Source organism: Mesocryomonas lacus (assembly GCF_055730105.2).
In genome coordinates this window covers 239,194-251,475 of sequence record NZ_JBUZWF020000001.1, presented here as the reverse complement: position 1 = coordinate 251,475, position 12,282 = coordinate 239,194, and the positions used below count along the sequence as shown (strand labels likewise).

The window sequence follows — 12,282 nt, the reverse complement described above, 5'->3', positions numbered from 1 at the left end:
CACGCCGGTGGGAGCCGGCTGGAAACACCGGGGGACGTCATCCCGACGTCGCGCCGGTTCAATCGGGAGGAAAGTCCATGAAGAAGTTCTTGCTCGCACTGGCCATGGCGTCGGCGCTCTACGCGCCGTCGGCGATCGCCCAGGAAAAGCTGAAGATCGGCGCGACGGTCTACGGACTCAACGCCGAGTTCATGCAGATCTGGAGCGCCGCGCTGCAGAAGCATCCGGCCGTCGTCAGCGGCGAAGTCGAGGTCACCGTGTTCGACGGTCGTTATGATGCGCTGGTCCAGCAGGAGCAGTTCAACACGATGATCACGCAGAAGTATAACGCGATCATCTTCGTCCCGATGGACATCGAGGCGGGCGCCGCCCCGGTGCAGGCCGCCGTCGACGCCGGCATCCCGGTCGTCGGTTCGAACGCCCGCGTCAACTCCGACCTCCTCACCTCCTATGTCGGCTCGAACGACGTCGAGGCCGGCGAGCTCGAGGCGAAAGCCGTGCTCGACAAGATGGGCTGCAAGGGCAACCTCGTGATCATCGAGGGACCGATCGGCCAGTCCGGCCAGATCCAGCGCCTCGAAGGCAACCAGAAGGCGCTCGCCGCTTGCCCGGACGTGAAGATCCTCGAGCAGCAGACCGGCAACTGGTCGCGCGCCGAGGCGCAGACGCTGATGGAGAACTGGCTGACCTCGCATCCCGGCCAGATCAACGGCGTCATCGGCCAGAACGACGAGATGGCGCTGGGCGCGATCGAGGCGATCAAGGCCGCCAATCTCAAGGTCGAGGATTTCGCGATCGCCGGCGTCGACGGCGTCACCGATGCGATCAATGCGGTGAAGGAAGGCCAGATGGCCTCGATCCTGCAGGACGCGACCGCCCAGGCGCAAGGCGCGCTCGACGTCGCCATCAAGGCGGCCAAGCCCGACTACCAGCCGCAGTCGCCGATCTGGAAGCAGTATCCCTCGATGCCCTGGGCCGACGGCAAGGAGAAGGACTACCTCGTGCCGTGGACGCCGGTCACCACCGCGAACGCCGACGCGCTACTCGAGTCGCGCAAGTAGGCTTGCCAAAGGAGGGGGCGGCGCGGTGCTGCCCCCTCCATTCCACGACCGGCGTGCCGGTCATCTCCCCGTCCTGTGGCCGGCGTCCGAAGGATCGCCAGCGCCCGCTGAAAGGAAAGACCCGATGAGCGAAACCGCCCCCCAGGTCGATCTCGACTTCTCGCTGGCCGGCAAGATTGCCCTCGTCACCGGCGGCGCGTCCGGTATCGGTGCGGCGATCGCATCCGCCTATGCCCGCAAGGGCGCGCAGCTCGCCATTCTCGACCTCCAGCAGGAGGCCGCCGACGCGATGGCTGCGACCCTCGGCAACGGCGCGCGGGCCTTCCGCTGCGACGTCGCCGACCGCGCCTCGGTCGAGGCTGCTGTCGCTGCCGTGCTCGCCGCCTTCGGCCGCATCGACATCGCGGTGAACAGCGCCGGCATCGTCGCGCTGGCGCCGGCCGAGGACCTCTCCGCCAGCGCCTGGGACAAGACCATCGCCATCAACCTCACGGGCACCTTCATCGTCTGCCAGGCGGTCGGCCGGGCGATGATCGCCGCCGGAAACGGCGGCAAGATCATCAACCTCGCCTCGCAGGCCGGCACCGTCGCGATCGACGAGCACGTCGCCTATTGCGCCTCGAAGTTCGGCGTCATCGGCATGACGAAGACGCTCGCGGCCGAGTGGGGCGAGCACGGCATCACCGTCAATTCGATCTCGCCGACGATCGTCCTCACCGATCTCGGCCGCAAGGCCTGGGCCGGCGAGAAGGGCGAGGCCGCCAAGAAGCGGATCCCGATGGGCCGCTTCGCCTATCCCGAGGAAATCGCCGCCTCGGCGGTGTTCCTCGCCTCCAACGGCGCCGACATGATCAACGGGGCCGATCTCCTCGTCGACGGCGGCTACACCATTCTCTGATCCTCGACCCATCTTCGAAACTCGAACGGACCCCGACATGACCATGCAGCGCTTCATCAACGGCCCGGACGATGTGGTGGACGAGAGCGTCCGCGGCTTCGTCAAGGCGCACCGCGACCTCGTCCGCCTATCGGAGAAGAACCCGCGCGTCGTCGTCTCCACCGCGGCGCCGGTCGCCGGCAAGGTCGGTGTCGTCACTGGCGGCGGCTCGGGCCACGAGCCGGCCTTCGTCGGCTATACCGGGCGCAACATGCTGGATGCCGTCGCGGTGGGCGAACTCTTCTCCTCGCCGACGGCCCGCAGCTTCCACGATGCGATCAAGGAAGCCGACGGCGGCAAGGGCGTCGTCTGCCTCTATGGCAACTATGCCGGCGACAACATGAACGTGAAGATGGCGACGAAGCTCGCCGCCAAGGACGGCATCGAGGTCGCAACGGTCGTTGCCAATGACGACGTCTGCTCGGCCGGGCCGGACGAGCGCCAGAAGCGCCGCGGCGTCGCCGGCGAGATCTTCATGTGGAAGATCGGCGGCGCGAAGGCGGCCGAAGGCGCAAGCCTCGAAGAGGTGCGCTCGACCGCCCAGCGCGCCATCGACGCCACGCGCTCGATCGGCGTCGGCCTCGGACCTTGCACGCTGCCGGCCGTCGGCCACCCCAATTTCCAGATCGAGCCCGGCACGATGGAGGTCGGTATCGGCCATCACGGCGAGCCGGGCATCCGCGTCGAGACGCTGAAGACCGCCGCCGAGGTCGCGCGCGACATGGCGAAGATCGTCCTCGACGATCACGCGCTGCCCGCCGGCACCGAGGTCGCGGTGCTGATCTCGGGCCTTGGCGCGACGCCGTTGAACGAGCTCTACATCCTCAACGACACGATCGAGGCCGAGATCGTGGCGCGCGGTCTTACGGTCCACCGGACCTTCGTCGGGAACTACTTCACCTCGCTCGAAATGGTCGGGGCGACGCTGTCGGTGCTGGCGCTCGACGACGAGCTGAAGCGGCTGCTCGACGCCGATGCCCGCTGCCCCGCAATGGCCTGAGCACCAAACAAGGACATGTCGATGCAGTATTTCACCAATGCCGGGGCCGGCGGGATCGTCCTCGTGATGGCCGAACGGATCATCGAAAACCGGGCCTACCTCAGCGAGATTGACGGCAAGATCGGGGACGGCGACCACGGCGTGAACATGGCCAAGGGATTTGGCATGGCGGCCGAGCGTTTGAAGGATAAGGACGCCTCGCTGTCGGAGGCGTTCGCCGCTCTCAGCGAAGTGCTGATGGGCGAGATCGGCGGCTCGATGGGGCCCCTCTACGGCATGATGTTCACCGAATTTGCCGAGGCCATCGAGACAGAGGAGCGGATCGGCGCCGATACCTTCTCGGCCATGCTGCACAAGGGCATCGAAGGCGTCCAGTCGATCGGCTCCGCCGAGGTCGGTGACAAGACCCTGATCGACTGCCTCTCGCCGGCGATCGCAGCGTTCGACACGGCGCATGCGGGCGGCGCCTCCTTCGCCGATGCGCTCGCGGCGATGACCGTGGCAGCCGACAAAGGCCGGGATTCGACCATCGACCTCGTCGCCAAGATCGGACGCGCGGCGCGGCTCGGCGAGCGATCGCGCGGCGTCCTGGATGCCGGCGCCACGTCGTGCGCCCTCTTGCTGCGGGCGCTTGCGGAGGGTGCCTCCGCCCGTCTTCAGCTAGCCTAGCGGCGTGCATGCCTTCGGGTGCACGAAGGACGCTTTCTCTCGTTGAAGACAGCACAACTTGGCGGGATGGGATGAGTTCGTCCCATCGCCGGATGCTGCCGGGACCAAGGATCGGAGGCGGACCATCGGGCTGTGCTTGACGCCAGGCCGGCTTCTGCGGTCTGTCGACGCTACGCCCACCTTAGGGGCGGATATCGAAGGGCAAGGCACTGGGCGACAGCGGCAAACGCGACAAGGATGTCGGGCTGCAAACGGCGAGGCTCGCCTCCGCCTCCGGCGAGGCCGCCGAGCCGATCCCGCTGCGCTTCGGCAATGATCCGCGGCTTTGGGCGGCCTGGCTCTATTATGAGGACCGGCTGACGCAGAGCGAGATCGCCGCGGCGATGGGCCTGTCGCGCGCCACGGTGAACGCGACGCTCTCCGATGCACGCGAGCGCGGCGTCGTGACCATCGCCATCGATCCGCTGCGGCTGTCCGCGCTCGACCTTGCCCAGGCGGTGAAACGCCATTTCGGCCTGCAGGACTGCCTCGTCGTGCCGAGCGGCGGGCCGCCGGGGCAGTTGATCGAGCGCCTGGGGACAGCGGGCGCCATGGCGCTGCAACGCTTCGTCCGGTCCGGCGATACCGTGACGGTCGCCTGGGGGCGGACGGTGCTGGCCGTCGCCGAAGCGCTGCGGATGACGGGCCTGCAGGACGTGCGCGTCGTCCAGGCGACGGGCGCCATGGCCGCCGGTTCGCCGGTCTCGCCGGAGCGCTGTGCCGCTGTGCTCGCCGCTTCGCTCGGCGCCGCCTGCATTCCCTTGACCGCGCCGAGCGTCGTCTCCTCCGCCGAGATGCGCGACATGCTGCTAGCCGAGCCCTTGCTGCAGGCGCAGTTCGCGGCACTCGGCGAGGCCAATCGGGTGCTCTTCGGCATTGCCTCGCTGCGGCCGAACTCGACGATCCAGCAGAGCGGCTTCTTCGATTCGGTGTCGATCCAGGACTACCTCGCGCACAACGCCGTCGGCGTCATCGCCGGGCGCTTCGTCAACGCGCAGGGCAAGCCGGTCGTCGGCCCGCTCGACGCGCGGATGATCGGCCTTTCATTGGAGGAGCTGAAGGCCATCGAGCGCCGCATCGCGGTCGCTGGCGGCTTCGACAAGGTGCCGGCGATCCTGGCAGCGCTGCGCGGCGGCTATGCCAACATCCTCGTCACCGATGCCGCCACCGCCAAGGGCCTGCTGGATGCCGACGGCGCCGCTGCCCCCGTGGCGCGGCGGATCCCGCGCTCTGCCGATCTGGCGCTGACAGTCGATGCCGGGGAGGAGATGCCCTCCCGGCGTCTCGTCAAGAAATTCCTGAACGACCCGGCCGACGTGGTCGACGAGATGCTGGACGGTGCGCTGCGGGCCCACCATCGCCATCTCGTCCGCGTTCCCGGCACCCGACGCGCCGCCATGGCGGTCGAGGAGCGGGCGAGGGGCGTTGCCCTCGTCATCGGCGGCGGGTCCGGGCACGAACCGTGCTTCCTCGGCTATGTCGGCGCGGGGATGGCCTCTGCGGTGGTCGTCGGCAACGTGTTTTCCTGTCCGCCGCCCGAGCCGATCTTCCAGGCCGCCAGCGCCGTGTCGAGAGGCGACGGTGTGCTCTTCGTCTACGGCAATTATGCCGGCGACACGATGAACTTCGAGATGGCCGCCGACCTCGCGCTCGCCGAGGGCATCGCCGTCCGCACCGTGGTCACCACCGACGATGTCGCGTCCTCGCCGATCGAGGACCGCGACGGACGGCGGGGCGTTGCCGGCAACATCTTCGTCTTCAAGGTGGCGGGCGCCGCCTGCGCTCTCGGCATGTCGCTCGACGATTGCGCCCGCGTCACCGCCAAGGCCAACCGGCGCTGCTACAGCATGGGCGTCGCGCTGGAGCCTTGCTCGATGCCGCAGAGCCGGCGCACCAATTTCGCCCTCGGGGCCGGCGACATCGAGGTGGGCGTCGGCATCCACGGCGAGCCCGGCGTCGCACGTGAACCGCTGCGGCGGGCCGACGAGATCACCGATGCCGTCATCGACCGGATTTTCGGCGAGATGCAGCCGGCGCGGGGCGACCGGGTCGCGGTGCTCGTCAACTCCTTCGGGGGAACGCCGTTGATGGAGCTCTACGTGCTCTACCGCCGGGTGGAGCAGCGCCTTGCTGCCCGCGGTATCGCGGTCGAGCGCAGCTGGGTCGGCCATTACTGCACGTCGCTTGACATGGTCGGCGCCTCGATCTCGCTGCTTCATCTCGATGACGAGCTGGCCATGCTTCTCGGCCAGCCCTGCGACACTCCGGCGCTGCGGGTCGATGGGGACGGCACAACCTAGACGCTTGCCGTTTTGTTCGTTCCGCTTAGTTTCTGCGCCGAGTGCCTGCCGTCCCGCGCAGACCCTTCGCCACCAAGGATCCCGCGATGCCGGAACGCCTGAAGACCCGCCGCCCGCTGGTGCTCGCCACGATCATGGCGGCCATGTCGATGATCGCCATCGAGGCGACGATCGTCGCCACCGCCATGCCGCAGATCGCCGGGCAGCTCGGCGACCTCCACCTCTATGCCTGGGTGTTCTCGTCCTTCCTGCTGACGCAGACGGCGACGACCGTGGTGTTCGGACGCCTCGCCGATATCTACGGGCGCAAGCCCGTGCTGCTGTTTGGCATTGCCGTCTTCATGATCGGCACCGTGCTCTGTGGCTTTGCCTGGTCGATGCCGATGCTGATCGTCTTCCGGCTGGTCCAGGGCGTTGGCGCCGGGGCGATCCAGCCGGTGGCGCTGACCGTCGTCGGCGACCTCTATCCCATGCACGAGCGCGGCCGGGTGCAAGGCTATCTCGCCAGCGTCTGGGGCGTCTCCTCGGTCGTCGGCCCCTTCGTCGGCGCGCTGATCATCCAGCATGTCAGCTGGGCCTGGATCTTCTGGATGAACATCCCGATCGGCATCGCGGCCATCGCCGGCTTCATGCTCTTCCTGCACGAGGACGTGCCGGCCAAGCGCGAGCCGATCGACATCGGCGGCGCCGCCCTGTTCTCGGTTTCGGTCGCCGCGCTGATGGTCGGGCTGACCGAGCTCGGGACCGGTCGGATGTCCGTCACGCTGTCGGCCTTCGTCATCTGCGCGGTGGCGACCGTCTTCTTCCTGATGAAGGAACGCCGCTCCTCGGCGCCGATGCTGGACATGAAGCTCTGGCGCAGCCGGCCGATCCTCACCGCCAATCTCGCCACCCTTCTTAGCGGCATGACGATCATCGGCCTCACCACCTTCCTGCCGATGTACGTGCAGGGCGTTCTCGGCGAGACGGCGCTGATCGCCGGCTTCACGCTGACGGCCATGGTCCTGGGGTGGCCGATCGGCGCGACCATCGCAGCGCGCAACTTCAACCGCTTTGGCCTGCGGCCGACGCTGCTGTTCGGCGCCATTCTGCTGCCGATCGGGGCGCTGGTCTTCCTGATGCTGCGGCCGGGAACCTCGGTCTTCGTCGTCGGCGCCGGTTCCGTGGTGATGGGCCTCGGCATGGGCTTTCTCAGCGTCACCGCGATCATGATCGTCCAGGGCAGCGTCGGCTGGACCGAGAGGGGCGCGGCCACCGCTTCGAACATCTTTGCCCGAAACCTCGGCAGCACGCTCGGCGCAACGGCGCTCGGCGCGGTGTTCAATGTCAGCCTGTCCCAGACGGGGGGCGCGCGGTCGATCTCGTTCGACGACATCACGCAGCTGCTGCAGAATCCGGGTGCCCTGCTCGACAGCGCGGCGGCGCGGCAGGCGCTGGACAGCGCGCTGCACCTGACCTTCACCGGCATCTTCGTCATCGCGCTTCTGACGCTGGTGGTCTCGACCCTCGTCCCCGACATGAAGGGTCATGCCGCCGGCCCTCGGGCCGAGCCTGCGCCGGCGCCAGCACCTGCGGGTGGGCCGTCGGCAGGCTGAGTTCGGCCCGCACAACTCGGCGCACACAGAATGCGGCGCGGCTATTTCACGGCAAAGGCCGGCGTTCCCGGGAACGCCGGCCTGTCCGATCAGGCGCTATGGTACTTCTCGTCGAGGGCGTCGATGGCCTTCACGTTGCCGGCCGAGCGGCCGGCTGGGTCGAACTTCGCCGCCAGATAGGCTTCCGCCACGCTTTTCGCGAGTTCCGGGCCGATGACGCGGGCGCCCATGGTGATGATCTGGGCATTGTTGGACTCGGCGGCGCGTTCGGCCGAATAGGTGTCGTGCGTCTGGGCGGCGCGGATGCCTGGCACCTTGTTGGCCGACAGGCAGACGCCGATGCCGGTGCCGCAGACGAGGATCGCCCGGTCGTAGGTGCCGTCGAGGATGCCTTGCGACACCCGCTCCGACAGGTTGGCGTAGAGCTCGCTCGCGCCGGCCGGCGCGGTGCTTACGTCGGACACCTGGAGGTCGGCGCGGCCGCCGAGATGGTCTGCGAGGATTTTCGCGAGCGGTGCTCCGGCGCTGTCTCCGGCGATGGCAAGTTTCATGGCTTTCTTCCTTTTCGTTAGAGAACTGCGGCGCAGAGCTTGAGAATGCCGAGATAGCCCTCGACCTCCCAGGCCGAGCGGCCGATGAACAGCCCGTCGATGTTGGGACGGACGATGAGGTCGGCGGCGTTGCCAAGATTGACGCTGCCGCCATAGAGGCAAGGCAGGCGCCGGCCGGCGATCGCCGCGGTGAGGTCGATGATATGCCCCTGGCGCTCATTGGCATAGTCGGGCGAGGCCGGCACTCCGCCTTCGCCGATCGCCCAGACCGGCTCGTAGGCGAAGAGGATCGGCGCGGCCATCTCAGCCGGCGACAGCCTGCCGAGCGCGCCCGCCACTTGCCGGTGAAGGACGGCGTCGGCGTCGCCTGCGGTCTTCTCTTCGGCGGTCTCGCCGATGCAGATCAGCGGGATCAGCCCGTGCCGCACCGCCGCCTCGACCTTCAGCCCGACGGTCTCGTCGGTCTCGCCGAAATGCGCACGGCGCTCGGAATGACCGAGCTCGACGATATCGGCCGCGCAGTCCTTCAGCATCACCGGGGAGATCTCGCCGGTGAAGGCGCCGCGGTCGGCCCAGTGCATGTTCTGCGCGCCGACGAGCACGTCGGTCCCGGCGAGATCCGCCTTCACCTCGCGCACCGCGGTGAAGGGCGGGATGACGAAACGCTGGATGCGCGCGTCGGCCTCGGCCGCGCCGAGCCGCTCGGCGAAATGCCGGGCCTCTGCCAGCGTCTTGTTCATCTTCCAGCTGGTGCCGATCCAGACGTGGTCTTTGCCCGCCATGGCTACAGGTCCTCCGCAAAATGCAATTTGATACCCTCGTTCTGCAAGCCCTCGACGCGGTCGCCGGAAAGGGCCCTCGATGTGACGACGCCGTCGAAGACGCCGAGGTCGGTGAAGAGATGCAGCGCCGTGCGGCCGAACTTCTGGTGGTTGGCCATCAGGTAGCGCCGCTGCGAGGAGGCGATCATCCGCCGCTTCACCTCCAGCACCTCCTGGTCCTGGTGGAAGGCGGTGCGGCCGTCGATCGCCGAACTGGAGAGCAGCACCGCATCCGCCCGCAGCGAGGTCAGCGCCGCCTCGGTGACGGCGCCGAAGAAGCCGTTGAACTTCCGGGAATAGGTGCCGCCGAGCGCGATGAGGTCGATCCCCGCGGCGCCGGCGAGATCGGTGACGACCGCCATGTTGTTGGTGATGACGGTGAGGGGCCGCTTTTCGATCAGGAAGGGGACGATGGTCTGCGAGGTCGAGCCGTCGTCGATCATCACGCTCATGCCGGGCTCGATGAACTGCGCCGCCCGGCGGGCGATGCTGCGCTTCTCGTCGGCTGCGACACGGGCACGGTAGCGGAAATCGCTCTCGAACTGGCCGCTGGACTCGATCGTCGCGCCCCCCCGCGTCTTGCGCAGGAGGCCCTCGGATTCCAGTTCATCGAGATCGCGGTGGATGGTCATCTTCGACACCGCGAAATGCTGGGCGAGCGACTCCAGCGTCGCCGTTCCCTGGTCGACGAGGATCTCGATGATGTCCCGGCGGCGGTCGTCGCGTTTCACGGTCTCTCCTCGCGCAGCCACAGGCCGGACGTCCGCCTTACTTAACAGCGGATGCGCCAAAATCAACAGAAACCATGTGATATTGAGATTTCAGTTGTGACGGAAGGTGGCTTCGACTATTCGATCCTCGGAGTTCCCCACCGCGTCGACCGCGACGAAGCATCGGAGATTTCGCCTTGGCCCGCATCACCCTTCGCCAATTGCTCGACCACGCCGCCGAGCATGGCTACGGCGTTCCTGCCTTCAACATGAGCAACATGGAGCAAGGGCTCGCCATCATGGCGGCGGCCGACGCCACCGGCTCGCCGGTGATCCTGCAGGCCAGCCGCGGTGCCCGCGCCTATGCCAACGACATCGTGCTGGCACGGCTGATCGACGGTCTCGTCGAGATCTATCCGCACATCCCGGTCTGCATGCATCTCGACCACGGCAACAATCTCGCGACCTGCGTCACCGCCATCCAGAACGGCTTCACCTCGGTGATGATGGATGGCTCGCTGCTCGAGGACGGCAAGACCCCCGCCGACTACGCCGCCAACGTCGCCATCACCCGCCGCGTCGTCGAGACGGCGCATGCCGCAGGCGTCTCGGTCGAGGGCGAACTCGGCGTGCTCGGCTCGCTGGAGACCGGCATGGGCGACCAGGAGGACGGGCACGGCGCGACGGAGAAGCTCGGCGAGGACCAGCTGCTGACCAATCCCGAGGAGGCCGCGCGCTTCGTCGCCGAGACCGGCGTCGATGCGCTGGCCGTCGCGATGGGCACCAGCCACGGCGCTTACAAATTCACCCGCAAGCCGGATGGCGACGTCCTGGCGATGGACGTGATCGAGGCGATCCACCAGCGCCTGCCGAACACGCATCTGGTGATGCACGGCTCTTCTTCGGTGCCGGAGGAGCTCTGCGCCATCATCAACGCCCATGGCGGGGCGATCAAGCCGACTTGGGGCGTGCCGGTCGAGGAGATCCAGCGCGGCATCCGCCATGGCGTGCGCAAGATCAACATCGACACCGATCTGCGCCTCGCTCTTACGGCCACCATCCGCCGCGAGCTCTGGAACGACCCGGCCGAGTTCGATCCGCGCAAATACCTGAAACCGGGGATGGACGCCATGCGCGACGTCTGCATCGGCAAGTTCGAGGCGTTCGGCACCGCCGGCCGGGCGGCGGACATCCGTGCCAAGCCGCTGTCGGCCATGGCGAAGTACTACCTCGCCGGCTGATCTCCGCTGAAGCGCCCGACGACGGGGCTGGGCAAGGCCCCGGCCCCTATTCATCCGGGGGCTGATCTAGTCGGCGTGCCTGCTCGACCGAGTTAGGTCGGTTCGCCCAAGGTGTCGGCCATCTTGGCGCCGCGGCTGCCGAGTGGACGGGCGGGCGAGGTCGTCGTGTCTTCCGCCGTCTGGTGCTCCAGTTCGGCGTTGAGTTCGGCGCCGAGCAGCACGACGATGGTCGAAATCCAGATCCAGGTCATGAAGCCGATGGCGGCGCCGAGCGAGCCATAGGTCTCGTCATAGCTGCCGAAGTTCTGCACGTACCAGGAAAACAGCACCGAGAAGATCACCCACAGCGCGGCGGCGACCACGCCGCCCCAGGAAATCCACCGCCACTTGGCGCGCGCCCGGCTGGGCCCGGTGCGGTAGATCAGCGTCAGGCCGAAAGCCACGACCACCAGCAGCACTGGCCAGCGCAGCCAGAGCAGCCAGGTCTCGATCGAGCCGAGCCAGAAAAAGTCGAGGACGATCGGCAGGAGGACGACCGAGGACAGAGCGAGGATCAGGAAGACGATGGTGCCGAGCGTGAAGGCGAGGGTGACCAGCGTCAGCCTGACGAAGCCGCGCTTCTCCTTTTCCTCGTAGACGATGTTCATAGCGTCGAAGAGCGTCTTCATGCCGGCATTGGCGCTCCACAGCGCGATGCCGAGGCCGAAGATCATGCCGAAGCCGAGCTTGGCATCGCCTTGCGACGCGACGCGCACCATCTGCTCGCTGATGATGTCCACCGCCCCGGACGGCAGGACGCCGGAGATCGCAGAAATCTGCTCGCCAAGGTTCGACGCGTCTGTGAACAGGCCATAGATCGAGATCAGCGCGGTGATGGCGGGGAAGAGCGCCAGGAGCACGTAGAAGGTGACGCCAGCCGCGACCAGCATCAGACGGTCGTCGCTAAACTCCTGATAGGTGCGGACGAGAACATCCTTCCAGCCCTTCGCCGGCAGCTTTGACGGCCTGTCGGCATCGCGGCCGCGACCGGGCGCTGCCGGGAGCGACGCCGAGCGGGACGGGCCGCGCCATGCCGCCTCGTCACCCTCATCGTCTTCTCCAGGCCTTGTACCGCGGCCGAGCACATAGCCGGCCAACGCGAGGGATCCAGCGGCACCAATGGCCGTACAGATGTCGCCGAAACGGGAGGGGCGGGAAGGGATGGGCATCGGGCACTCCGGTCAATCGTCGGGTTGTCTGCGCGGGCGTGGTTTGTCTGCGCCAACGCACGAAGCCGCTCGTCGTTGCGCTGATCCGGCAACGCAGCGTCGCTGCTTGCCTCGTCCTACAACCTCACGCAGTCGGCTTTCGCAAATCGA

Annotated in this window: 11 protein-coding genes; 7 read left to right on the top strand and 4 right to left on the bottom strand. The window is 67.5% G+C overall.

The genetic code is table 11. The annotated features are described in order from the left end of the window. Nucleotides 1-77 precede the first annotated feature (77 nt). The 6 genes from ACZLZQ_RS01120 to ACZLZQ_RS01095 all read left to right on the top strand — a co-directional run bounded on the left by ACZLZQ_RS01120 (nt 78) and on the right by ACZLZQ_RS01095 (nt 7,601). The gene (locus tag ACZLZQ_RS01120; RefSeq protein WP_472934755.1) at nt 78-1,061 is read left to right on the top strand and encodes a substrate-binding domain-containing protein; all 984 of its coding nucleotides are present in this window, start codon (nt 78-80) and stop codon (nt 1,059-1,061) included. A gap of 124 nt (nt 1,062-1,185) precedes the next feature. Continuing rightward, on the top strand, nt 1,186-1,959 hold the full coding sequence (locus ACZLZQ_RS01115; protein ID WP_472947710.1) for an SDR family oxidoreductase: 774 nt from the start codon (nt 1,186-1,188) through the stop codon (nt 1,957-1,959). Nucleotides 1,960-2,002: 43 nt separating this feature from the next. Continuing rightward, on the top strand, nt 2,003-2,998 hold the full coding sequence (locus ACZLZQ_RS01110; protein ID WP_472948423.1) for a dihydroxyacetone kinase subunit DhaK: 996 nt from the start codon (nt 2,003-2,005) through the stop codon (nt 2,996-2,998). Between the two features lie 21 nt (nt 2,999-3,019). Continuing rightward, entirely contained in the window at nt 3,020-3,667 is a 648-nt protein-coding gene (gene dhaL / locus ACZLZQ_RS01105) for a dihydroxyacetone kinase subunit DhaL (RefSeq protein ID WP_472947709.1), read from the top strand. 383 nt (nt 3,668-4,050) lie between these two features. Beyond that, nucleotides 4,051-6,006, top strand: a complete 1,956-nt coding sequence (locus ACZLZQ_RS01100) for a bifunctional sugar-binding transcriptional regulator/dihydroxyacetone kinase subunit DhaK (protein ID WP_472947708.1) — start codon at nt 4,051-4,053, stop codon at nt 6,004-6,006. Nucleotides 6,007-6,047: 41 nt separating this feature from the next. After that, complete coding sequence (locus tag ACZLZQ_RS01095; RefSeq protein ID WP_472947706.1) at nt 6,048-7,601, top strand: MDR family MFS transporter; 1,554 nt, start codon at nt 6,048-6,050, stop codon at nt 7,599-7,601. Between the two features lie 89 nt (nt 7,602-7,690). Here the strand turns inward: ACZLZQ_RS01095 and derI are convergent, their stop codons facing one another. From derI to ACZLZQ_RS01080, 3 genes are read right to left on the bottom strand one after another with little or no spacing between them, the layout of a single operon-like run. Beyond that, nucleotides 7,691-8,152 carry a D-erythrulose-4-phosphate isomerase gene (derI, locus tag ACZLZQ_RS01090; RefSeq protein ID WP_472947704.1) on the bottom strand — a complete coding sequence of 154 codons (462 nt, stop codon included), beginning with the start codon at nt 8,150-8,152 and terminating at the stop codon, nt 7,691-7,693. A gap of 17 nt (nt 8,153-8,169) precedes the next feature. After that, nucleotides 8,170-8,934: a triose-phosphate isomerase gene (locus ACZLZQ_RS01085; protein WP_472947703.1), complete on the bottom strand. Its 765-nt coding sequence runs from the start codon at nt 8,932-8,934 to the stop codon at nt 8,170-8,172. A gap of 2 nt (nt 8,935-8,936) precedes the next feature. Further along, on the bottom strand, nt 8,937-9,704 hold the full coding sequence (locus ACZLZQ_RS01080; RefSeq protein WP_472947701.1) for a DeoR/GlpR family DNA-binding transcription regulator: 768 nt from the start codon (nt 9,702-9,704) through the stop codon (nt 8,937-8,939). 176 nt (nt 9,705-9,880) lie between these two features. Between ACZLZQ_RS01080 and fba the strand changes: the two genes are divergently transcribed. Next, nucleotides 9,881-10,924: a class II fructose-bisphosphate aldolase gene (fba, locus tag ACZLZQ_RS01075; RefSeq protein WP_472947699.1), complete on the top strand. Its 1,044-nt coding sequence runs from the start codon at nt 9,881-9,883 to the stop codon at nt 10,922-10,924. Nucleotides 10,925-11,016: 92 nt separating this feature from the next. Here fba and ACZLZQ_RS01070 read toward each other — a convergent pair whose 3' ends face one another. Continuing rightward, nucleotides 11,017-12,132 (bottom strand): YihY/virulence factor BrkB family protein, encoded by a 1,116-nt coding sequence (locus ACZLZQ_RS01070; protein ID WP_472947698.1) that lies wholly within the window; start codon nt 12,130-12,132, stop codon nt 11,017-11,019. Nucleotides 12,133-12,282 lie beyond the last annotated feature (150 nt).